The sequence below is a fragment of the Thermocaproicibacter melissae genome, assembly GCF_024498295.1.
In the GTDB taxonomy this organism is placed as follows: domain Bacteria; phylum Bacillota; class Clostridia; order Oscillospirales; family Acutalibacteraceae; genus Thermocaproicibacter; species Thermocaproicibacter melissae.
The window spans coordinates 1,094,157-1,115,388 of sequence record NZ_CP101827.1 but is presented as its reverse complement, the minus strand read 5'-3'; the positions used below and the strand labels follow the sequence as shown (position 1 = coordinate 1,115,388).

Sequence of the window (21,232 nt, the reverse complement as noted above, 5' to 3'; positions counted from 1 at the left end):
GAACGGCAGCTCACACGGCCGCCGAGGATTCAAACTGCATGTTATAGTATTTCGCGTAGATTCCGCCTTTTGCAAGAAGCTCGTCGTGTGTGCCGCGCTCCGCGATGCCGTCGTCTGCAATGACTACGATTTCATCTGCGTTGCGAATCGTAGAAAGACGGTGTGCAATCACAATCGTTGTGCGGCCCTTCGATAGCGCGTCGAGCGATGCCTGAATGTAGCGCTCGCTTTCGTTATCCAGCGCGCTCGTTGCTTCGTCGAGAATCAGAATCGGCGGATTTTTTAGGAACACGCGGGCAATCGCGATGCGCTGTTTCTGTCCGCCGCTCAGACGTGTGCCGCGTTCTCCCACGTAGGTGTCGTAGCCGTCGGGCAGACTGCACACGAAGTCGTGAATTCCCGCGCTTTTGGCAGCACGCAGAATTTCTTCGTCCGTAGCGTCAGGTTTGCCGTAAGCGATGTTGTCACGGATACTTCCGGAGAACATGTAGACATCCTGCTGCACAATGCCGATTGCGCTGCGAAGGGACTTGAGCGTTACATCGCGGACGTCATGGCCGTCAATCAGGATTTGACCGCTGGCCACATCGTAGAAGCGCGGAATGAGAGAACAGAGCGTCGTTTTGCCGCCGCCGGAAGGCCCGACAAGCGCCAACGTTTCGCCGGCTTTAATGTGCAGGTTGATGTGTTCCAGCACGGATTCGTCTTCATTGTAGCGGAACGAAACATCTTTGAATTCGATTTCGCCCTTTACGGAATTCAAAGGCTTTGCATTGGGTTTGTCTTTGATTTCGGGCGGGGTCTCAATGACCTCAACAAAACGGCGGAAACCGGAGTATCCCTTTTGGAACAGCTCGGTAAATTCCACCAATACGTCAATCGGATTGATGAAGATTCCAATATACAAAGCGTATATCGATAAGTCTGCTATACTTAAAGTACCGTTTGCGACAAAGATTCCGCCGCAGACGACGACGGTGAGATAAAGCAAACCTTCAAAAAAGGCGTTTCCTGCGCGGAAGCTGCCCATAATGCGGTAACTGCTGACCTTGGAGTCAAGAAAGCGCAGGTTGCTTTTCTCGAACTTTTTGCGCTCGAGATCCTCGTTGCCGAATGATTTCACCACGCGGATGCCTGCAAGGCTGTCTTGCACCTGTGCGTTGACGCTGGCAATCTTTTTGCGGTTGTCGAGGAAAATTGCGCGCATTTTTTTGTTCTTCTGGACGCTGAACACAATCATAACGACGGTAACCGCTGCGAGGATCAGTGTCATCGGCACGTTCATCATCAGCATGAGGATAAAGGAACCGACAATTTTCAGAATGGAAATCAGAATATTCTCCGGCCCGTGGTGCGCCAGCTCCGAAATGTCGAACAAATCGGAGACGAGCTTGCTCATCATTTCGCCGGTGTTGTTCCGGTCATAGTAGGAAAAGGAAAGCCGCTGGTAGTGGTCGAAAAGGTCTTGACGCATGTTGCTTTCCATGCGTGCGCCCATGATGTGCCCCCACGAAGTGATGTAATACTGGCACCCGAAGCGGACCAAATACATTGCCAGCAAGGAGCCGCCAATCCACGGCAGCATACGCAGAATTTCGTCGCCGGAGCCTGCGAAAAGTCCGTTTGTCAGGTTGCGCAGAATCTGCGGAAAAGCAACATCAATCGCAGAAAGCAGGAGGGCGCAGAACATGTCAAAGTAGAAGATTGCCCGGTAAGGTTTGTAGTAGCTTATGAATCTGCGGAATAAATGCATCTTCTCAGACCTTTTTGGGTTCGGGGTAGTTTTCGCCGAAGGTTTCGACCGTCATCGAGATGATTTTTTGCTCAATCAGCGGCCTGTCGTCATAATCGCGGGGAACCGAAACAATGCGGTCGACTTCCTCCATGCCGGAAATCACGCGGCCGAAAGCGGCATATTCGCCGTCCAGGTACGGCGCGTCGTCCACCATGATGAAGAACTGGGAGCCGGCGCTGTTCGGGTTGACGGAACGCGCCATCGAAACGACGCCGCGTGTATGCTGCAGGTCGTTCCTAAAATGGTTTGATGTGAACTCGCCGCGGATGCAGTAACCGGGGCCGCCGGTGCCGTTTCCCTTCGGGTCGCCGCCTTGAATCATGAATTTCGGGATGATGCGGTGGAAAATCGTCCCGTCGTAAAAACCTTTTTTAATAAGGGAAATAAAATTGATTACGGTATTCGGCGCAATGTCCGGGTAAAGCTCTATTTCCACGGTGCCGCCGGATGTTTTCATCGTAACAATAGGGTATCGCATTGATAAACCTCCATGTAGATTTTAAAGCGCATTCTAACTCATTATATATAATTTATTATATCTCCGATGAGAGGGTGGCACAAGATTTTTTTGCCGTTCGACTCCGTGTATGCTATAATGACAGAAAAAGAAAAAAACTGATGTTTCCCGCATGGTGCGGAATCAAACGAAATGAGGGGAAAACAGATGCAACTTGTTTTTTACGGAGCGGACAAAGAAGTTACCGGAAGCTGTCATTGTCTGGAAGCATGCGGGAAAAGAATTCTAATCGACTGCGGACTTTATCAGGGAGAAAGCGAGTCGGAGAACCGCTCGTTTCCGTTTTACCCTTCGCAGATTGACGCGGTTGTCATCACACATGCGCACATTGACCACAGCGGCCGCCTTCCGCTGCTTGTGAAAGAAGGCTTTCAGGGCAAAATCTATGCCACGGGCAAAACCTGTGATTTGCTCGGCATCATGCTGCGCGACAGCGCGCATATCCAGATGGTTGACGCATTGAATGCAAACCGCAAGAAACGCCGTGCGGGGGAAGCGGCCAAAGAACCACTCTACACGCTCGATGACGCCGAAGAAACTTTGAAACACTTGGTGCCCTGCGTTTACGGCGAGACGGTTCCACTCTTTGACGGGATTCGCTTCCGCATGATTGACGCGGGCCATCTGCTCGGTTCCGCCTCGATTGAATTCCATGTGGAGGAAAACGGGCAAAAACAGACCGTCGTGTTTTCGGGAGACATCGGCAATGTGAACCAGCCGATTATCCGCGACCCGCAATACCTGACCGAGGCGGATTATGTGGTGATGGAGTCCACTTACGGCAACCGCGAACACGACCCGATTGCCAGCTACATACCGGAACTTGCCGAAGTGTTCGACAAAACCTTTGCCGCCGGCGGGAATGTTGTCATTCCGAGCTTTGCGGTTGGCCGCACGCAGGAACTACTGTATTTTATCCGTGAGATGAAAGAGCAGCACATCGTAAAGAGTTTGCCGGATTTTCCGGTCTATGTCGACAGCCCGCTCGCAGCGGAAGCAACCAAGATTTACAGCGGCGACCTCACCGGCTACGCGGATGAGGATACGGTTCGGGTAATCCGCAGCGGATTCCGCCCGCTGGAGTTTTCTAATTTGCATACCTGCTCCACAACCGAAGAATCGCGTGCCTTGAACGAAGACCCGTCGCCGAAGGTCATCATTTCCTCAAGCGGCATGTGCGAAGCCGGGCGTATCCGCCACCACCTCAAGCACAACCTGTGGCGACCGGAGTGCTCCATTGTTTTTGTCGGCTTCCAGGCGGAAGGAACGCTCGGCAGAATGCTCATCGACGGTGTAAAGCAAGTCAAACTGTTCGGCGAGCAGATTGCGGTGCAGGCGCAGATATACAATTTCAAAGCGCTTTCGGGCCACGCCGACCACACCGGTTTGGTAAAATGGATTGAATCGTTTGAGCGGAAACCAAAGCGCGTTTTCGTCGTTCACGGCGAGCAGTTCACCGCACAGGATTTTGCGGACGAACTGAAGCAGCGCGGCTTTCCTTCCTATGTCCCGAATTTCCGTGCGGTTGCCGACCTTACGGCGAACCGAATCCTTGACGAAGGGATTGCGCCGGAAAAACGCCGTCCGATTCGCGGAGCGGGGAAGACTTCGCCCGCTTTCAGCCGCCTGATTGCCGCAGGCCAGCGGCTGATGCGTGTGATTCAGCACAACGAGGGCGGCGCCAACAAAGACCTCGCGCGCTTTGCCGACCAGATCCTTGCTTTGTGCGACAAGTGGGACAGATAATTCAAAACAAGGGCTTCGGAAGTATTCTTCCGAAGCCCGTATTTTTGTCAGCCGATATGCCGCTTTTCCAGTTCCAGCAGAAAACGCTTCACCTTAGGCCCATAGCCGTAGCCGCCTAAGCTCCTGTCCGCCGCAATGACGCGGTGGCACGGAATCATGATTGCAATCGGGTTTTTGTGGTTTGCCATTCCGACCGCGCGGCAGGCTTTGGGCTTTCCGATTTGCTCGGCAATCTGCCGGTAGCTTCGCGTTTCCCCGTAGGGAATGGTGCGCAGCGCTTCCCAGTCAGCAAGCTGAAACGGAGTCCCGTGCAGGGACAGCGGCAGTGAGAATTCTTTTCGCTTTCCCACAAAGTACTCCGATAGCTGCTGCACCGCTTCCCAAAGAAGCGGCGTCATTTCTTCACGCGAATCGGCCGGAGCGTTTTCTGCGAGGGAAAGTTTCGTAATCCCTTCGCCGTCTTCCACAATCACAAGCGTTCCAATCGGAGAGTGCCACCTGCAGAATCGGCTCCCGTCATACCTCTTCATGGTACAGTCCCTTCAGAAGTGCGATTTCCTTCGCATATCCGGAAACGTCGTTCGGCGTTTCTAAGTAGAACGGAAGGTCCCGCAGAATGGGATGGTTTATAATTCTTTCCATGGCCTCAAGGCCGATGGTACCTTGTCCGATTTTCTGATGGCGGTCTTTGTGACTGCCGAACGGGTTCATGCTGTCGTTCAGATGAATTGCCTTCAGCCGGTTGAGGCCGATGACACGGTCAAATTCCTCAAGAACGTCGTCCAACCGGTTCACAATGTCGTAACCCGCGTCGAAGACATGGCAGGTGTCGAGGCATACGCCCATAACCTGCTGCTGTTCCACTCCGTCAAGGATTGCGCGGATTTCTTCAAACGAACGCCCGACTTCGCTGCCCTTGCCGGCCATGGTCTCTAGCAGAACGGTTGTCGGCTGGTCCGGCTTCAAAATTTCGTTGAGCATTTCGCAGATGTACTGAATTCCGACCTCAGCACCCTGCTGAACGTGGCTTCCGGGATGAAAATTATACATGCTTCCCGGAATATAAGAGAGACGGTTCAGATCGTCCGCCATGGTTTCATGGGCAAACGTGCGCAGGTTTTCTTTTGCCGCGCAGGCGTTCAGCGTGTAGGGCGCGTGCGCAAGGATGGGGAAGAACCCGTGTTCTTCCGCAAAAGTCCGATACGCCGCAATATCTTCCGGGTCAAAGGCTTTCACAGCGCCGCCGCGCGGATTGCGCGTGAAAAACTGGAACGTGTTCGCTCCGATTTCCGCGGCCTGCTTTCCCATGGCGAGGTAACCCTTTGATGCGGAGAGATGACATCCGATTTTCAGCATGATACTCCTCCTGTAAAATAGTAACGGACTCGGTGCGCGTTTTTGCGCTCCGAGTCCGTGCTGTTTCGGTCAGGTTTCGGCGAGGGCTCTCCGCAGCCAAACTTCTGCGAGGTCCATGGCAAGATAAAGACCGCTTTTCTCACTCGTTTTTACAATTTGCTTGCGGCTTCGGTTCGTCTGGTCGGTCAGCATCAGCTGAACGGAGACTTTGTCGGCCACATCCATGTCCTTAACCTTTTTCTTACTTTTCACTTCAAGCCGAACCACATAACGGTCGGCCATGCTTCCATAATACAGCACATCGCCGCAGCGCACAAGCGGCTTCCCTTTGTAAGTGGGGAACTGCGGTTCCTTTGCGGATTTTTCAGCCATTCGTTTCATCCTTCCTGCCGTATCGGGAACGGAGCGGCCATCAGCCGCTTTATTCACCGAGATATGATTTCAACAATACCTGCAGCAGTTCGTCGCGGTCTATCCTGCAGATAAGACTGCGAGCATTGTTGTGGGTCGTAATATAGGTGGGATCCTCGGACAAAATGTATCCTACGATCTGATTAATCGGGTTATATCCCTTTTCTTTCAGCGCATCATAGACCGATATAAGAATCTTGCGGATGTCATCTTCATGGTCATGGCCGAGAGAAAAAGTCATCGTCTTATCCAGCATGGAAACACCCCCCGTATTCCATTATCATACAACATACATGGGTCAAATGCAAGAGAATTTTGCCGATGTGATAACGGGTGATGCGGCGAAATCAGAGGCGTAGCGAGGCTCCGACCTTCTCGAGTTCCTGGATGATTTTCTTTACTGCACCGGAAACGCGTTCCTCGGTGAGGGTGCTGTCGCTGGAGCGAAGCGTAACGCTGAAGGCAACGCTTTTCTTGCCGCTTTCAATCTGTTCCCCTTTGTAAACGTCGAACAGCTTGACTTTCTCCAGAAGGTTGCCGGCACCCGCGCGGATTGCTTGCTCAAGTGTTCTCACCGGTGTTTCGTCATCGCAAAGCAGTGCAAAGTCACGCGATACCGCCGGGAATTTCGGCAGCGGAACATACGTTTTCACGAGCTGTGCGTGGCGGTACAGGGTGTTGACGTCAAGCGTGAAGCTGATGGCGCGGCAGTCCATGCCGTAGTTTTCCATCACCTTCGGGTGCAGTTCGCCGATGATGCCGAGGTCTTCGCCTGCGACGCTCAGCTTTGCGCAGCGTCCCGGGTGGTAGCTCGGGTCCTCTGAGGTTGCTTCAATGTCCCAGTCGGTGATGCCGAAGCGGTCAAACAGGTCTTCCACCATTCCCTTTGCGGTGAAGAAGTCGTAGCCATCGCCGTACATGGCGCAGATGAGCTTCGGCAGTTCTTCCGGCAACTTATCTTCTTCCGTGGGAAGATAAACGGTTGCAAGTTCATACAGGCAAGCGGATTCGTTGCGGTTGTTGTAGTTTCTCGCAAGGGATTCCAACATGGACGGAAGGGCAGTGGTGCGCATGATGGAAGTGTCCTCACCGAGCGGGTTGCGAATGGTAATGGATTTGCGAAGCGGCGAGTCGGCTGGCAGGCAAATTTTGTCGTAGTATTTCGGGCTGATGAACGAGTACGTCATGATTTCGCTTGCACCGAGCGAAATCATCGCTTCCCCTAAGGCTTTGTCGAATTTCTGGCGCGGGGTATATTTGCCCTGCGCACCGCCGCTCAGGAGCGTTGCGGGAATCTTGTCATAGCCGTAGAAACGTGCAATTTCCTCGGCAATATCCGCCTTGTGTACGAGGTCCGGACGGAAGGTCGGCACAATGATGTCATTGCCGTCAAAGGTACATTCGAGTTTTTCGAGAATTTCCTTCATCTCATCCGCGGAAAGATGCGTGTCGAGGAAACGGTTAATCCAGTCTGCATCGAACGGAATTCTGCGATGCTCGGGGGTGTAGTGAACATCGGTTACAACGCCGTCCGTCACATCGCCTGCGTCCAGCAGCTCCACCAATTCACAGGCGCGGTCAAGCGCGGGCAGACAGTTGTTTGGGTCAAGGCCCTTTTCATAGAGCGCGGAGGCATCCGTCCTCATGCCGAGGCTGCGGGCCGTGCGGCGCACGGACGGACCGTTGAAGCAGGCGGATTCAAACACAATCGTCGTCGTGCTGTCAGTGATTTCACTGTTTTCACCGCCCATAACGCCGGCAACAGCCACCGGTTTTTCGGCGTCGGCGATGACAAGGTTGTTGCTGGTCAGATTGTGGTCGGTTCCGTCGAGTGTCCGGATGCACTCACCATCTTTGGCGCGGCGCACATGAATCTCATGGCCGGCGAGCAGCGAATAGTCGAAGGAGTGCATGGGCTGACCGTATTCCAACATCACATAGTTCGTGATGTCAACGATGTTGTTAATGGGGCGTACTCCCATTGCGCGCAGGCGTTCGCGCATCCAGCGTGGAGAAGGTTTCACGCGCACGTTCTTTACAACGCGGGCGGAGTACATCGGGCAGAGGTCGGGGGCTTCCACACGAACCTTCAAAAGGTCCGCGCAGGAACCGTGGCCGCCTTTTACCACCGGTGTGTGTAAATTCAAAGGCTTGTGGAACGTCGCTGCAACTTCGCGGGCAAGACCGATGACCGAGAAGCAGTCAGGGCGGTTACTTGTAATTTCAAACTCAATCTTTGTGTCATTTAAGCCGAGCGCTTCGCAAATCGGCTGACCAAGGTAGCAGTCTTCTTGCAGAACAAAGATTCCGTCCTCGATGGCATAGGGAAAATCGTGCTTAGTCAGGCCAAGCTCGCCGAGGGAGCAGAGCATCCCGTTGCTCTCAAGGCCGCGGAGTTTTCCCTTCTTAATCTTTTTTCCGCCGGGGAGCGTGGAATTATGCAGGGCCACCGGAACAATGTCGCCTACCTTGAGGTTTTGCGCACCGGTAATAATCTGAAGCGGCTCGCCGCAACCGACGTCCGTTTTGGTAATCCAGAGGTGGTCAGAGTTTGGGTGGCGTTCCAAAGAGACAATTTTGCCAACGACTACGTTTGAAATCTCTTCGCCTTCCTTTTCCCAGCCTTCCACCTTAGACCCGCTCATGGTGATTGCTTCCGTAAACGTGCGGATCGGCATATCGTCAAGCGGAACAAATTCTTTCAGCCATTTCATGGAAAGATTCATAATATCCGCGCCTCCTCAAAACTGTTTCAGAAATCTGACGTCGTTCTCAAAAAACAGACGCATGTCGTCAATGTTGTATTTGCGCATGACAAGGCGTTCCAGTCCCATGCCGAACGCAAAGCCGCTGTAAACTTCGGGGTCGATGTTGCAATTGGAGAGAACCTTCGGGTGAACCATTCCACATCCGAGAAGTTCAATCCAGCCTTCCCCTTTGCAGAGACGGCAGCCCTCGCCGTGGCAGTTGAAGCACTGAATGTCAACTTCGGCGGAAGGTTCCGTGAACGGGAAGTGGTGCGGGCGGAAACGAACAACGGAATCTTCTCCGTACAGGCGCTTAATGATGACTTCGAGCGTGCCTTTCAGGTTGGCAAATGTGATGCCCTTGTCGACCACGAGTCCTTCAATCTGGTGGAACAGAGGGGAGTGCGTGGCGTCTACCGCATCGGAGCGGTAAACGCGTCCGGGCGAGATAATGCGAATCGGCGGTTTCTGCTTCTCCATGGTGCGCACCTGAACCGGTGAGGTTTGTGTGCGCAGCAGAATATTGTCGGTAATATAAAACGTGTCCTGCGTGTCGCGCGCGGGATGGTCTTTCGGCAGGTTCAAAGCCTCAAAGTTGTAGTAGTCGTATTCCACTTCCGGCCCGCTTACAATGTCGAACCCAAGACCGATGAAGATTTCTTTGATTTCGTCCAGCTCGATGTTCAGCGGGTGTTTGTGCCCCAGCTCGCGGCGCTTACCGGGAAGGGTAACGTCAATTTTTTCCTTTTTCAGACGGCGTTCGGTTTCGGCTTCGCGGATTTCCGCGGCGCGCGCCGTCAGTTCTTCTTCGATGTGTGCGCGAATCTGGTTTGCAAGCTGGCCGATGACAGGGCGCTCTTCCGCAGACAGGCTGCCCATCTGTTTTAAGATGGCTGTCAGCTCGCCTTTTTTGCCGAGGTAGCGGATGCGAAGATCTTCAAGCGCTTTTTTATCGGCCGCACGGAGCAGATCCTGTTCCGCTTTTTTACGGATTGTTTCCAACTGCTCTTTCATAAACTCGGTTCCTCTCTTTCAAATAAGGTGGAATAACAAAAAGCCTTCATCCCCAAAGGGACGAAGGCTTCACTTCGCGGTACCACCCTAAAATTTACTCTTGCGGCTATTTAACGAAGCCACCCGTCACGGCCTACTGCTTTGAAAGGTTCAGCCGTGCCGCTCCAAAGGGAACTTCGCCGAATTTCAGCCAACAGCATGCTTTCAGCCGGTGACATGCTTCTCTTTTGAAGGCGGGGAAAAACGGTTACTTCCTTTTTCACAGCGTTTGAGAATATTTCCTAGTATTATAGTAATATAGCACGGTGTGGGAGAAAATGCAAGCGCAGAAATCGGAGAGGATGTGTTCCGGAAACTGTAAAAACATAATTGTAAAACTTATTTTATCATGCTACAATAAATAAAGTTACAAAAGTGTTGCGAATTATGAATAAAATTTCGGAGGACGAAAATGGATATCTTTGTGGAACAAATTGTCAAGAAAAAATTCAGTACGAAAGATTATCTCATTATTGCTGCCATTATTATTGGCGGCCTTGCTCTCATATTTGCATCATTCCTGATTCCTGCAATCAGCTTTCTTGTCATTGTCGGTGTCATTTTCGGTGCTTATTACCTGATTTCCGCCCGCAATGTTGAGTTTGAATACAGCGTAACCAACGGAGATATCACCATCGACAAAATCATTAACCGCCGCAGCCGCAAGCGTGTCGTTTCCGTTGATGCGCATGACATTGAAGACATGGGAAAATTCCGGCCGGAAATTGTAAAGAACAAGAGCGGATATACGCCATACTATACCGCACAGACAGATTCCGGTGAAAACAGCTGGTATTTCTGCGCGCATACATCGAAATACGGCAACGTTCTTGTGGTGTTTGACCCCGAAGAGCGTGTTTTGGAAGCGATCAAACCGTTCATGCCGAGGCAGGTGGCTTTCGTTGTTTTCGGTAGGCACTGACCTTGTAGAAATTGAAAGAATCCGAAAATCCATGCAGAATCCGCGCTTTTGCAGCCGGGTGTTCGGCACTGCCGAACTCGCCTGGCTAGCGAAGCGCGGATTTTCCGTTGAAAGTGCCGCCGCAGCGTTTTGCGCGAAAGAGGCTTTTTCCAAAGCGATTGGAACCGGCCTTTGGGCCTTTTCGCTGCGTGAGGTTCAGGTTATACACGAGGAACGGACCGGCAAACCTGTACTGCAGCTTTCCGGAAGAGCGCTTAAACTGGCAGGCAATTCGCGGTTCAGCGTGAGCCTAACCCACACCGACCGGTATGCTTCTGCCGTTGTGGTGCGTGAAGACGACGACGTTCCTCCGCTGCCGGAGTCGGAAGGCCTGCAGATTCTGCGCAATGCTTTAAAGCCCCGCGCTTTGGAAAGCAATAAAGGAGATTACGGCAGACTGCTGTGCGTCTGCGGCAGCGAAGGCATGGCCGGCGCTGCAGCCATGAGCATTAGCGCGGCGCTCCGCTGCGGCGCGGGAATCGTCGAAGCTGCGCTGCCGCATTCCATTTATCCCATTGTAGCTTCGCGCCTTGCGGAACCTGTCTTTACCATTTTGCATCCGAATCCGAACGGCTCGGCTTCACCCCAAGACGAAATTGCACTTTCGGCGGCAATCCGCCGGGCCAGTGCCGTGCTCATTGGCTGCGGCCTCGGGAAAAGCGATGCGGCGCGCTGCGCATTAAAGCATGTGCTTGCGGAGTCACAGGTTCCAGTCATTGTGGACGCGGATGGAATAAATCTTCTGGCAGAGCATATAGATGAACTGCAGGTCTGCAAAGCACCGGTCATCCTCACGCCGCACCACGGGGAAATGGCGCGCCTTTTGAATACGACGCCCCGCTGGATTCAGTCTCACCGGGAGGAGACCGCCCGTTCATTCTCCAAAGAGCACGGCGTCATTCTTGTGCTCAAAGGAGCCGGAACTCTGGTCGCGTCCCCGGACGGAAAGCTATATCGGAACGATACCGGAAACCCGGGCATGGCAAAGGGCGGAAGCGGCGACGTGCTTGCGGGAATGATTGCTTCGTTCGCGGCTCAGGGAATCCAGCCGTTTGAGGCTGCGGCAGGCGGAGTCTGGCTGCACGGACTCGCTGGCGACCGCTGCGCGGCTCGTTTTTCTCAGAGCGCCATGCTACCAACAGACCTAGTCAATATGCTGCCGGAACTGTTCCGGGAACTTGGGCGGTAGTCGCGAAAGCGCTTTCCGCCTTCTGGGGAGGCGGTTATGAAGCGGATTTTTGCGGTCTTACTTGTCTGCTGTCTGCTTTCGTTTGCCGGTTGTTCCGCGGCACAGAAGCAGATGAGCCCGAAAGACCTAAATCTCGTTTTTTCTTGTCAGGCAGACATAACCACGCCGAACGGCAAGTATACTTGCGCCATTGAGCGGGCGGGACTGCGTTCTGTTTCCATCGAAATCCTTTCGGGAGACGGCGCGGGTTTGAAATGGTACTGGAACGGCGATGGATTCCGCCAGACCTATCAGGGTTTGGAAGACGAAAGCCAAACCTGTGATTTGCCCGACAATTCCTTTGCATCTGTCATCGTAAGAATCCTCGATTGGGTGCAGCAGACGAACGCGCTGGAAAGCGTGGACGGCAATGTGTTCCGCGGAAACATGGAGGGAACTTCCTTTGCCATTACCGCGGACGGGAGCACGGGCAATATCACGCAGCTTACTGTTTCGGATTTGAATATTGCCGCGGAATTTCACGATTTTACACAGCCGGCTTTCGAGTCGGCCTTTGCGGAATCTTACCAATAAAAATTTCAAATTTCGGCACCGGTTTACACACCGGTGCTTTTTTCATGCCCAAAATCCTGTGCGGAGAAGTACGCGAAAAATGCCTTGTTCCATGTCAAGCCGGCCGATTCATTAATATTATGATATCAAGCTAAATGCTTGGTATATTTGCAGAAAAAGCTGACAAAAATACCTACCAGAAAATCTTTGATTATAGAATCGGAGCGTGAAAATTATGATTGTCCGAAGGGGCGATATTTTTTACGCCGACCTTAGTCCGGTTGTCGGTTCGGAGCAAGGAGGCATTCGTCCTGTATTGATCGTTCAGAACAACGTTGGCAATCGGTTCAGTCCTACGGTAATTGCGGCGGCAATTACGAGCCAGCGTACCAAAGCAAATCTCCCAACACATATATTCGTGAATGCGAAGACGTCAGGTCTCGCAAAAGATTCTATTGTTCTGCTGGAACAAGTTCGCACCATTGATAAGCATCGCCTGAAGGAGCGCATGGGAAGCCTCGACTCCAAAGCGATGAGTGAAGTGGATAAAGCTCTTTCTGTAAGTTTTGGCCTAACAGATAGGCAGAAAGTGCAGGGGACTACATAAACCCGCCGATTTTTGTAGCACTGCATATTCTGCCCAAAACATCGGATAATAAAAAGCGAAATTACAGCAGCGAAACCGCTGCGGAAAAAGAAGGAGTGTTGCGATTTTGGCACAAATTACCGAAAAAGAATTGTCTGCCATTGAGGATGAGCTTTCCAGCGAGCAGACGCTCATTGCGAAGATGAAAGCCTATTCTCAAATGTGCACCGACCAAGAACTGAAACAGAAATGTGATGCAATTGCCCAAAAGCATCAGGCACATTATGACAGACTCATGAGTTTTTTGAACTGAGGAGAAGGAGAAAATGAATTTTTCACAAGTAAGCGGAAATCAGCCCAGCAGCAATCTACAAGAACGTGACTTGATGAACGACGTTCTGTCCTCCCAAAAGTTTATTACCGACACCTACAATACTTTTACCAATGAATGTGCAACGCCGAATGTACGCGACGGCTTCATGTCGATTCTGAATGAAGAGCATCAGATTCAGGCAGAAGTGTTTGACATGATGAAGCAGCGCGGCTGGTATCAGACACCGGCTGCTGACCAGCAGAAAGTCAATCAGGCAAAGCAGCAGTACGCAAGTCAGAAAGCGCAAAGCTAAGCTAAAGAAAACGAGGCAGGGTCAAAAATCTCCCTGCCTCGTTTTCATTTTATAATGTTCTGTCATCGGAATTCATTTTCAAACATTCCATCGCTTTCATGCGCAGCTTCTGCTTTAGACTTTCCGGTTCCAGCACTTTCACTTTTCCGGTGAATTCAAAAATCCATCCAAGCAGGGTAGGGCTGACGAAAGCATGGAATGTCACAATAAAGCTGTGCTCGTCAGCTTTTTGAATGTCCGCGTCCATGCCGAACCGGTCCAGAACAACGCCGATGAGCGAATTGTCAAACTGCAGGCGAATCAGTTCTTCTTCTCCGCCGTACATTCCGAACAGCTTTCTTGAGTATTCGACAACATCGAATTCTCCTTCCGGCAATTCGCACGCCGGTGTATCCAGCAGCTCAATGTTTTCCATTTTGTCTACGCGGAAATGCGAAATTTTCTGATACCGCTCATAATAGGCAATGAGGTAATAGTTTTGGTTGTCCCAAGAAAGCGCGTAGGGAGAAGCATAATAAAGATCACCGCCGTGGCGGTATTCTTTTTCTTTATCCACCGTATACTCAAAATAGCGAAAGGAAATTTGCTTTTTCTGCGCAATCGCCTGATGAATGGAATCAACATTATAATAAATCTTTTCATTGGCATTTTTTACTCTGCCGGTTACATAAACCTGCCGCTGAAGCTGTTTTGCCTCGTAACAGCTTGTTAGGCTTTCGATTTTTTGAATCAGTTGTTTCGATTTTTTCTCCGTGATAAATTTTGACGAAGCCACCGCGTCGGCCAGCAGTTTCAGTTCCGGGAGCTCAAAGGTTCTGCTCGCTATGAAATATCCGGTCGTTTTGGATTTTCGGGAAGTGATGTCGAGCCCATACTCGCGGAGCGCATTGATATCGGCATAAATGCTTTTGCGTTCGGCGTGGATACCGTTTTTCGCAAGTTCATCAATAATCTGCGCAATCGTTAGCGGATGGTCTTCGTCTGTCTGTTCAACTAGCAGTTTCATTAAGTACAGCAGCTTCATTTTTTGCTTTTCTGTTTTCTGCATGGTTTCCACATCCCTTCCGGAATATTATAGCACGAAAAAAGGAAATAAATGGACATTAAGTTCTTAAAATACATTTTTCGGCCGAATAAGAAAAGCAGATGTTTCTGCATTTTTTGGCATATTCAGATATTTCTACTGACTGGTGCGTCGGAACCGGTCATTTGCAGCAAGCGATTGACAAAATAATCCTTTCCGGAGGAAAATAAAAGAAATCCGGTGTGCAGAGATAACACCGGCAGAAGGGCGGGAAATGAAATGGCGGCACAAGTTGTTGCAGTTGCACTGAATCCATCGGTTGACCGAACGGTAGAAGTAAAGAATTTCACTCCGGGTGGACTGAACCGGGCAGTCTCTTCCCGCGTTGACCCCGCCGGAAAGGCAATCAACGCTGCACGCGTTCTAAAAAGTTTTGGCCCACAAGTCGCAGTTGTCGGTTTCGCAGGCGGGAATACAGGAAGTCTGCTCCATGAGTCGCTCTCAAAGGAAGGCATCGGCGACGCGCTGATTGATATATCGGGCGAAACACGCATCAATCTGAAGATTCTCGATCAAGAAACGGGCAGCATGACGGAAATTAACGAAAGGGGGCCGGAGATTGCGCAGGCAGACCTTCGTCGGTTTGAGGCAAAGTTCCGTGAACTCTGCGGAAAAGCGAAGCTTGTCGTTTTAAGCGGCAGCCTGCCGCCTGCTGTTCCGGCAGACTATTACGCGTGTCTGCTTGATGAAGCGAGGCAGTTCGGCGTCCGTACAATTCTTGATGCAGACGGGGAGGCGCTGCGGGAAGGAATCTGTAAAGTCCCTTATGCCGTGAAGCCGAACCTCGCGGAGCTTCGCAGGCTGACCGGCCGTTCCCTCGAAACGATGCAGAGTATTCTCGATGCCGGGCGTGAGCTGACGACTGCCGGAATTTCTGTTGTTATCATCTCCATGGGCGCCGACGGTGCCGTTGTGATGAATCAGCATCAGGCGTTTTGCGCCAAGCCGTGGAAGATTACCGCGGCGAGCGCTACCGGTGCTGGTGATTCGATGGTGGGAGCACTGGCTGGAGCACTGCTTCGCGGAGCGGAGCTCGAAGACATTGCACGCATTACGGTAGCTGCGGGCACCGTTACCGCGTCCAAGCAGGGCACACAGCTTTGCACGAAAGATGAAGTGTTGGAGAGTCTTTCCTTTGTTACGCTCCGTTCACTTAAGGGTTAAGAAAAAAGACAATTTTGGTTTTATATAATGGAATTATTGGATAGAATTTACATTGAACAAACTGGTGCAATTTGCCTCAAGCGGTTGCAAATGAATGTTTGTTATGTGTATAATGAAGTATCCGGATTGTCCGGATTTTAACAATTTACTGCATAGGAAGTGTCGCAATGTTTCAAATTCTGCAAAAGCGGAAACTGAACGATTCCATGACGCTCATGGTAATCGACGCACCGTTCATCGCGAAAAAAGCACAAGCAGGAGAATTTATTATTCTTCGTGTCAATGAGCACGGTGAGCGAATTCCGCTGACCATTGCCGACTATGACCGTGAAAAAGGGACAGTAACTATCATATATCAGATCGTTGGAAAAACGACGATGCTTCTCGACCAGCTAGGCGAGGGAGATGCACTGCTCGATTTCATCGGCCCGCTCGGCAAGCCAAGCAACCTCACTGACTACAAGAAAGCCGCGGTAATCGGCGGCGGCGCCGGCTGCGCCATTGCTTATCCGCAGGCAAAAGCGCTGCATGCGCAGGGGACCGAAGTCGATATGATTGCCGGTTTCCGCAATAAAAACTTAATCATTCTGGAAGACGAAATGCGCAGTGTCAGCGATAAGCTAATTGTCATGACGGACGACGGATCCAACGGCCACAAGGGCTTTGTAACCGACGCACTCCGCGAGCAAATCGAGGGTGGCGCAAATTATGACGTCGTTGTCGCCATCGGGCCGCTTGTCATGATGCGTGCTGTCAGTGAGCTTACCAAGAAATACGGAATCAAAACCATCGTCAGCATGAACCCGATTATGATTGACGGAACCGGAATGTGCGGCGGTTGCCGGCTTACCGTTGGCGGAAAGACAAAGTTCGCCTGCGTGGACGGCCCGGATTTCGACGGACATGAGGTCGATTTTGATGAAGCCATCAAGCGCTCCAGAACTTATTACGAAATGGAACGCGAGGCTGCACGTGAATTTAACTGTCGTTTGATGGAGGGCGCAAAAAATGCCTAATATGAATCCGAAAAAGACTCCGATGCCGGAGCAGGAGCCAAATGTACGCAACAAAAATTTTGACGAAGTTTCTTACGGCTACACCGAAGAAATGGCAAAGAACGAAGCAGAACGCTGCCTCCACTGCAAGCACAAGCCCTGCATGAAAGGCTGCCCCGTGGCTGTGCATATTCCTGATTTTATTCAGCAGGTTGCCGAGGGAGATTATGAGGGTGCATACCGCACCATTAAGATGACAAACTCCCTGCCAGCAATCTGCGGCCGTGTCTGCCCGCAGGAGAATCAGTGCGAGCACAATTGTGTGCGCGGCATCAAAGGCGAGCCGGTCGCTATCGGTCGCCTGGAGCGCTTTGTCGCAGACTGGCACATGAAGCATGGCAAAGATGAGGCGGAAAAGGTTGAGCCCAACGGCCATAAGGTCGCTGTCGTCGGAGCCGGCCCTGCCGGCCTGACCTGCGCGGGAGACCTCGCAGCTATGGGCTATTCCGTCACCGTGTTTGAAGCGCTTCACGCCGCAGGCGGTGTGCTGATGTACGGCATTCCGCAGTTCCGTCTGCCGAAAGAGATTGTGCAGCGGGAAATCGATACGCTCAAAGCAAAGGGCGTCGAGATTAAAATCGACATGGTCATCGGCAAAGTCCTCTCCGTGGACGAATTGTTTGAAAACGGCTATGAGGCCGTCTTTATCGGAACGGGCGCAGGCCTGCCGAACTTTATGAACATTCCGGGCGAGGGGCTTGTCGGCGTCTATTCGGCCAACGAGTTCCTGACCCGTGTCAACCTGATGAAGGCTTACAAGCCGGATTACGATACCCCGATTATTCACCCGAAGAACGTGGCCGTCGTCGGCGGCGGCAACGTGGCAATGGACGCTGCGCGCACCGCTCTTCGCCTCGGCGCGGAAAGCGTGCACATCGTTTACCGCCGTGCGGAAGAGCAGATGCCTGCACGCCGCGAAGAAATTCACCATGCGAAAGAGGAGGGCGTCATTTTCGACCTCCTGTGCAATCCGGTTCAGATTCTCGGCGATGAGAACGGCAAAGTCAATGCAATCGAGTGCATCCGCATGGAACTCGGCGAGCCGGACGCTTCCGGCCGCAGGAAACCTATTCCGGTGGAAGGCTCCAATTTCAAGATTCCTGTGGACTGCGTTGTAATGGCAATCGGCAACTCGCCGAACCCGCTCATCCGCTCCACCACGAAAGGCATTGAGGCAAACAGCCATGGCTGCATCGTCGTGAAAGACGACACGATGGAGACAACACGCGAGGGCGTGTTCGCTGCCGGTGACGCCGTCAGCGGTGCCGCGACCGTAATTCTCGCAATGGGTGGCGGCAAAGAAGCAGCCCGTTCCATTGACAAATACATCCGCTCCAAGAAATAATCGAACCATAGCAAAACACCGAAGGGCCTAAAGCTCTTCGGTGTTTTTTGTTGTCCTGTTATCTTTTCCGGACAACGAACATATCTTTTCAGAGAGGCATGTTCATCGGAAAAATGAAACGCAGGAGGCAGATGTTATGCAGGACCGCGATATGGATCAGGAATCCCTGAATGAGGAGTACCTCTCCGACTTTGATTATGACGAGGAACCGGAAGAAGAAAATGAACCTGAAAATGCGCCTCGCGGGGGAATCAAACTGCTGACCGTCATCCAAATTTCGGTAAGCATCGCCGTCCTTGTTGCGGCTCTTGTCCTTCGCGTGCTCGGCGGAGAACTTTTTCAGACCGTGCGCGCGTGGTATGTTCAGGCAGTGAATGATACCATCATTGCGGACGAACAGATTGATCAGGCCAGACGAACCGTAGTCGAACTCTGGAATAATATTTCGGCGGCGGGGCCGAAAACCGTCGTCGGTTCAGAAAGCGGAGCAGCGGCCTCCGTTGCTGGAACCGGTTCCGCGCAGAACAGCAATTCGGCTGCGGGTGCGCAGCCTAGTGCTTCTCAGGCGGATTCGGCGGCCGGTACGCAGTCCGGTGCGTCTCAGGCTGGTTCGCAAACCGGTGCACAGTCCGGTGTTTCACAGGCGCAAACTTCCGCTGGAGCATCGGAATGACATTTCGAGTCGGAAAGTGCTGCGTAACGGTAGGCGTCCCGTTCCTTGCTGTGGTGGCGCTGGTGCTTGCACTGGACAGCAGCGGCATAGCCTTTGCCGGGCTTCTCAGCGGAGTGCTGCATGAGGCGGCGCACATTCTTGCCATGAAGCTGCTCGGAAATGTGCCGGAGCAGATGCGCTTTACTGCGTTTGGCATCGACATCGTCAGGCAGAACGAGCAGCGCAGCTACAAGCGGGACGCTTTGGTGTCGCTTGCCGGCCCTGCGGCGAATCTTGCGGCTGCTGTGCTGCTTTTCTGCATTCCTCAAACAAGGCAGAGCATCCATTTCTATGCCAATCTGGTTCTGTTTGCGTTTAACGCGCTGCCGATTGCCCCGCTGGACGGCGGGCAGGTCCTTCGCGCATTTCTCTGCATAAAAACGGAGCCCGAAAAAGCGGATCGGATTGTTACCGCGGTTTCTTTGAGTCTGCTGCTCCCTTTGGCGACAGCGGGCTTTTTTATTCTGATTCAAACAGGCTGGAATTTTACTCTGTTGCTTGCCGTCTGTTACCTTGCCGCACTGCTGATGCTGAAACGGGAGCGCTGAGAACGCAAGCAGCGGCATATCTATGGAAGAATTGGACACAGTTGGTTTTGACGTAGCCGAAATGCGGAGACGTTTGTTGAAAACGACCGTCAAAAATGCTAAAATTATTACTATGTATACATAATACGGAACAATGTTCAGGGGGCATTACCTGTGAAAATAAAAAAAGCGGTTGCTTTGCTGTTGGCAGCCGTCATGGCCTTTTCTTTTACCGCATGCAAAAGCGGCAAAGCGAAAAAAGCCGGAAAAACAATCCGCTATTATTTGGAATCGGACCCGCAGTCGCTTGACCCGCAGGTCGCTTCCGATTCTTCTTCGCTCATCGTGGTTCAGTCTCTTTTTGAAGGCTTAACAAGGCTTGACGAAAAGGAAGAAGTACAGCCGGGCGTCGCGGAGAAATGGGAATCGAATTCCGACAGCACCCAGTTTACTTTCCATCTGCGCAAAGGGGCAAAATGGTCCAATTCCGACTATGGCGACGTAACGGCTTCGGATTTTGTTTACGCATTCCGCCGTGCTGTTGACCCGGCAACAGGTTCGCCCGCCTGCACACAGTTTTATTGCATCAAAAATGCGAAAAGCGCCCACGAAGGCAAAGTGCCTGTAAGTTCCATCGGTGTGGAAGCAAAGGACGCTCGTACGCTTGTTGTAACTCTTGAATATTCTTGTCCCGACTTTCCGAGGCTTACGGCTTCTCCGGCTTTCATGCCGTGCAATCAAAAATTCTTTGAAAGCACAAAAGGACGTTATGGGATTAAGACAAAGTATGTGATGGGGAACGGGCCGTTCCGCATTGACGGCAGTTACGGATGGACGCAGGGGAAAAGCGTGAATCTTGTGAGCCGTTCTTCCTATTCCGGCAGAACAACTCCTCTTCCGGAAAAAATTATCTTCACCATAGACAACAGTTCAGCGGTTAAAACCGACCCAATCGGTTCTATGAAGACCCTTTCTCTGGATGCAGTCCCGATTGCGGCTTCTAAGGTGAATGCTGCGAAAAAGGCAGGCTGCACCATCGCTTCTGTGGAAGATACCACATGGGGGCTTGGCTTTAATGTGCAGTCGAGCCTGTTTCAAAATGAGAAGGTTCGCCGGGCATTTATACAGGCTTTGGACCGTTCGGCAGTGCTTGCGCATCTACCCGCCGATACTTCCCCTGCCGAGAATATCATTTTGCCCAACACCAGGTTGAACGGTCAACTTTACCGCTCACTGGTGGGCGGGCCGTTTTATTTGCGGCAGGACGAGAATGCCGCGTCGCTTCTTGCGCAAGGTCTAAACGAACTCGGCGGGGCAAAAGTGGACTCCGTTACGTTGCTGTGCCCCAATGATTCTGCCAACAAGCTTGTTGCAAATGAAATGATTGCCGCTTGGAATGATACATTCAACAATTATTTCAATCTCAAGCCGATGGATACTTCAAGCCTTCTGAGTGCGGTAAAATCTGGCCAATATGACCTTGCAATTTATCCGCTCACTCCTTCCGCAGACGGGCCGTATTTTTTACTCTCGCAATTTTTGAGCACGAATTCAAACAATCCCGCTGGCTTGAAGGATGCAAGCTACGATGCCCTAATTGCCTCAGCGCAGTCAACGGGTGGTAGTGAAGAAGCTGCCGAATATGCAAGTGCAGAGAAATACCTGAATGAAAAGGCAATTTTCTACCCGCTTTATTATGGGAAGAGTTACTATGCCATCGCGAAGGGTGTTACAGGAATTATCTTTCACCCCTACGGCGGCGGTGTCGACTTTATCAATGCGGGCAAAGAGTAAATTTATATCATT

The 21,232-nt window shown here is 51.9% G+C and carries 22 protein-coding genes and 1 other annotated feature; of the genes, 13 read left to right on the top strand and 9 right to left on the bottom strand.

The window, feature by feature from the left end; all coding sequences use genetic code 11:
• Positions 1–10: 10 nt before the first annotated feature.
• Positions 11–1,753, bottom strand: a complete 1,743-nt coding sequence (locus NOG13_RS05505) for an ABC transporter ATP-binding protein (protein WP_283109579.1) — start codon at positions 1,751–1,753, stop codon at positions 11–13.
• Between the two features lie 4 nt (positions 1,754–1,757).
• Positions 1,758–2,273 (bottom strand): peptidylprolyl isomerase, encoded by a 516-nt coding sequence (locus tag NOG13_RS05500; protein ID WP_283109578.1) that lies wholly within the window; start codon positions 2,271–2,273, stop codon positions 1,758–1,760.
• Between the two features lie 186 nt (positions 2,274–2,459).
• On the opposite strand from NOG13_RS05500, the gene NOG13_RS05495 reads away from it, so the two are divergent.
• The gene (locus NOG13_RS05495; RefSeq protein ID WP_283109577.1) at positions 2,460–4,058 is read left to right on the top strand and encodes an MBL fold metallo-hydrolase RNA specificity domain-containing protein; all 1,599 of its coding nucleotides are present in this window, start codon (positions 2,460–2,462) and stop codon (positions 4,056–4,058) included.
• A 47-nt stretch (positions 4,059–4,105) separates the two neighbouring features.
• Here the strand turns inward: NOG13_RS05495 and NOG13_RS05490 are convergent, their stop codons facing one another.
• The 6 genes from NOG13_RS05490 to pheS form a co-directional block, all read right to left on the bottom strand.
• Positions 4,106–4,588 (bottom strand): methylated-DNA--[protein]-cysteine S-methyltransferase, encoded by a 483-nt coding sequence (locus NOG13_RS05490; protein ID WP_283109576.1) that lies wholly within the window; start codon positions 4,586–4,588, stop codon positions 4,106–4,108.
• The gene (locus NOG13_RS05485; RefSeq protein ID WP_283109575.1) at positions 4,575–5,414 is read right to left on the bottom strand and encodes a deoxyribonuclease IV; all 840 of its coding nucleotides are present in this window, start codon (positions 5,412–5,414) and stop codon (positions 4,575–4,577) included. Before NOG13_RS05485 ends, NOG13_RS05490 begins: the two co-directional genes overlap by 14 nt.
• Positions 5,415–5,483: 69 nt before the next feature.
• Positions 5,484–5,786: a hypothetical protein gene (locus NOG13_RS05480; protein ID WP_283109574.1), complete on the bottom strand. Its 303-nt coding sequence runs from the start codon at positions 5,784–5,786 to the stop codon at positions 5,484–5,486.
• 49 nt (positions 5,787–5,835) lie between these two features.
• Positions 5,836–6,081 carry an IreB family regulatory phosphoprotein gene (locus NOG13_RS05475; RefSeq protein ID WP_283109573.1) on the bottom strand — a complete coding sequence of 82 codons (246 nt, stop codon included), beginning with the start codon at positions 6,079–6,081 and terminating at the stop codon, positions 5,836–5,838.
• Positions 6,082–6,172: 91 nt separating this feature from the next.
• Positions 6,173–8,551: a phenylalanine--tRNA ligase subunit beta gene (gene pheT / locus NOG13_RS05470; protein WP_283109572.1), complete on the bottom strand. Its 2,379-nt coding sequence runs from the start codon at positions 8,549–8,551 to the stop codon at positions 6,173–6,175.
• Between the two features lie 15 nt (positions 8,552–8,566).
• Entirely contained in the window at positions 8,567–9,586 is a 1,020-nt protein-coding gene (pheS, locus tag NOG13_RS05465; RefSeq protein WP_283109571.1) for a phenylalanine--tRNA ligase subunit alpha, read from the bottom strand.
• 53 nt (positions 9,587–9,639) lie between these two features.
• Positions 9,640–9,858, bottom strand: a binding site (T-box leader).
• Positions 9,859–10,037: 179 nt separating this feature from the next.
• Here pheS and NOG13_RS05460 point away from each other — a divergent pair.
• The 6 genes from NOG13_RS05460 to NOG13_RS05435 all read left to right on the top strand — a co-directional run bounded on the left by NOG13_RS05460 (position 10,038) and on the right by NOG13_RS05435 (position 13,539).
• The gene (locus NOG13_RS05460) at positions 10,038–10,547 is read left to right on the top strand and encodes a DUF6106 family protein (protein WP_283109570.1); all 510 of its coding nucleotides are present in this window, start codon (positions 10,038–10,040) and stop codon (positions 10,545–10,547) included.
• Positions 10,528–11,775 carry an NAD(P)H-hydrate dehydratase gene (locus NOG13_RS05455; protein ID WP_283109569.1) on the top strand — a complete coding sequence of 416 codons (1,248 nt, stop codon included), beginning with the start codon at positions 10,528–10,530 and terminating at the stop codon, positions 11,773–11,775. Before NOG13_RS05460 ends, NOG13_RS05455 begins: the two co-directional genes overlap by 20 nt.
• A gap of 36 nt (positions 11,776–11,811) precedes the next feature.
• Positions 11,812–12,348: a hypothetical protein gene (locus NOG13_RS05450; RefSeq protein WP_283109568.1), complete on the top strand. Its 537-nt coding sequence runs from the start codon at positions 11,812–11,814 to the stop codon at positions 12,346–12,348.
• Positions 12,349–12,562: 214 nt separating this feature from the next.
• Positions 12,563–12,934, top strand: a complete 372-nt coding sequence (locus tag NOG13_RS05445) for a type II toxin-antitoxin system PemK/MazF family toxin (RefSeq protein WP_283109567.1) — start codon at positions 12,563–12,565, stop codon at positions 12,932–12,934.
• A gap of 106 nt (positions 12,935–13,040) precedes the next feature.
• Complete coding sequence (locus NOG13_RS05440) at positions 13,041–13,226, top strand: spore coat protein (RefSeq protein ID WP_283109566.1); 186 nt, start codon at positions 13,041–13,043, stop codon at positions 13,224–13,226.
• A 13-nt stretch (positions 13,227–13,239) separates the two neighbouring features.
• Positions 13,240–13,539 (top strand): spore coat protein, encoded by a 300-nt coding sequence (locus NOG13_RS05435; RefSeq protein ID WP_283109565.1) that lies wholly within the window; start codon positions 13,240–13,242, stop codon positions 13,537–13,539.
• Between the two features lie 49 nt (positions 13,540–13,588).
• On the opposite strand, the gene NOG13_RS05430 is transcribed toward NOG13_RS05435, so the two are convergent.
• Positions 13,589–14,587: a helix-turn-helix transcriptional regulator gene (locus NOG13_RS05430; RefSeq protein ID WP_283109564.1), complete on the bottom strand. Its 999-nt coding sequence runs from the start codon at positions 14,585–14,587 to the stop codon at positions 13,589–13,591.
• A gap of 255 nt (positions 14,588–14,842) precedes the next feature.
• Between NOG13_RS05430 and pfkB the strand changes: the two genes are divergently transcribed.
• The 6 genes from pfkB (at position 14,843) to NOG13_RS05400 (ending at position 21,220) form a co-directional block, all read left to right on the top strand.
• A complete protein-coding gene (gene pfkB / locus NOG13_RS05425; RefSeq protein ID WP_283109563.1) occupies positions 14,843–15,787 on the top strand; it encodes a 1-phosphofructokinase in 945 nt (314 codons plus the stop codon).
• A 167-nt stretch (positions 15,788–15,954) separates the two neighbouring features.
• Entirely contained in the window at positions 15,955–16,803 is an 849-nt protein-coding gene (locus NOG13_RS05420) for a sulfide/dihydroorotate dehydrogenase-like FAD/NAD-binding protein (protein ID WP_283109562.1), read from the top strand.
• Positions 16,796–18,187, top strand: a complete 1,392-nt coding sequence (gene gltA / locus NOG13_RS05415) for an NADPH-dependent glutamate synthase (RefSeq protein ID WP_283109561.1) — start codon at positions 16,796–16,798, stop codon at positions 18,185–18,187. Before NOG13_RS05420 ends, gltA begins: the two co-directional genes overlap by 8 nt.
• A 136-nt stretch (positions 18,188–18,323) precedes the next feature.
• The gene (locus NOG13_RS05410; RefSeq protein ID WP_283109560.1) at positions 18,324–18,860 is read left to right on the top strand and encodes a hypothetical protein; all 537 of its coding nucleotides are present in this window, start codon (positions 18,324–18,326) and stop codon (positions 18,858–18,860) included.
• Positions 18,857–19,447 (top strand): site-2 protease family protein, encoded by a 591-nt coding sequence (locus NOG13_RS05405; protein ID WP_283109559.1) that lies wholly within the window; start codon positions 18,857–18,859, stop codon positions 19,445–19,447. The genes NOG13_RS05410 and NOG13_RS05405 overlap by 4 nt, the downstream gene beginning before the upstream one ends.
• Positions 19,448–19,600: 153 nt before the next feature.
• Entirely contained in the window at positions 19,601–21,220 is a 1,620-nt protein-coding gene (locus tag NOG13_RS05400) for a peptide ABC transporter substrate-binding protein (RefSeq protein ID WP_283109558.1), read from the top strand.
• Positions 21,221–21,232 lie beyond the last annotated feature (12 nt).

Bases quoted from the DNA above. Each gene is read 5' to 3' on its own strand.
- pheT (WP_283109572.1), bottom strand. From the start codon at position 8,551: ATGAATCTTTCCATGAAATGGCTGAAAGAATTTGTTCCGCTTGACGAT.
- NOG13_RS05435 (WP_283109565.1), top strand. From the start codon at position 13,240: ATGAATTTTTCACAAGTAAGCGGAAATCAGCCCAGCAGCAATCTACAA.
- NOG13_RS05505 (WP_283109579.1), bottom strand. From the start codon at position 1,753: ATGCATTTATTCCGCAGATTCATAAGCTACTACAAACCTTACCGGGCA.
- NOG13_RS05410 (WP_283109560.1), top strand. From the start codon at position 18,324: ATGCAGGACCGCGATATGGATCAGGAATCCCTGAATGAGGAGTACCTC.
- NOG13_RS05480 (WP_283109574.1), bottom strand. From the start codon at position 5,786: ATGGCTGAAAAATCCGCAAAGGAACCGCAGTTCCCCACTTACAAAGGG.
- NOG13_RS05445 (WP_283109567.1), top strand. From the start codon at position 12,563: ATGATTGTCCGAAGGGGCGATATTTTTTACGCCGACCTTAGTCCGGTT.
- NOG13_RS05485 (WP_283109575.1), bottom strand. From the start codon at position 5,414: ATGCTGAAAATCGGATGTCATCTCTCCGCATCAAAGGGTTACCTCGCC.
- NOG13_RS05490 (WP_283109576.1), bottom strand. From the start codon at position 4,588: ATGAAGAGGTATGACGGGAGCCGATTCTGCAGGTGGCACTCTCCGATT.
- NOG13_RS05460 (WP_283109570.1), top strand. From the start codon at position 10,038: ATGGATATCTTTGTGGAACAAATTGTCAAGAAAAAATTCAGTACGAAA.
- NOG13_RS05500 (WP_283109578.1), bottom strand. From the start codon at position 2,273: ATGCGATACCCTATTGTTACGATGAAAACATCCGGCGGCACCGTGGAA.
- NOG13_RS05450 (WP_283109568.1), top strand. From the start codon at position 11,812: ATGAAGCGGATTTTTGCGGTCTTACTTGTCTGCTGTCTGCTTTCGTTT.
- gltA (WP_283109561.1), top strand. From the start codon at position 16,796: ATGCCTAATATGAATCCGAAAAAGACTCCGATGCCGGAGCAGGAGCCA.
- NOG13_RS05420 (WP_283109562.1), top strand. From the start codon at position 15,955: ATGTTTCAAATTCTGCAAAAGCGGAAACTGAACGATTCCATGACGCTC.
- NOG13_RS05430 (WP_283109564.1), bottom strand. From the start codon at position 14,587: ATGCAGAAAACAGAAAAGCAAAAAATGAAGCTGCTGTACTTAATGAAA.
- pheS (WP_283109571.1), bottom strand. From the start codon at position 9,586: ATGAAAGAGCAGTTGGAAACAATCCGTAAAAAAGCGGAACAGGATCTG.
- pfkB (WP_283109563.1), top strand. From the start codon at position 14,843: ATGGCGGCACAAGTTGTTGCAGTTGCACTGAATCCATCGGTTGACCGA.
- NOG13_RS05475 (WP_283109573.1), bottom strand. From the start codon at position 6,081: ATGCTGGATAAGACGATGACTTTTTCTCTCGGCCATGACCATGAAGAT.
- NOG13_RS05405 (WP_283109559.1), top strand. From the start codon at position 18,857: ATGACATTTCGAGTCGGAAAGTGCTGCGTAACGGTAGGCGTCCCGTTC.
- NOG13_RS05495 (WP_283109577.1), top strand. From the start codon at position 2,460: ATGCAACTTGTTTTTTACGGAGCGGACAAAGAAGTTACCGGAAGCTGT.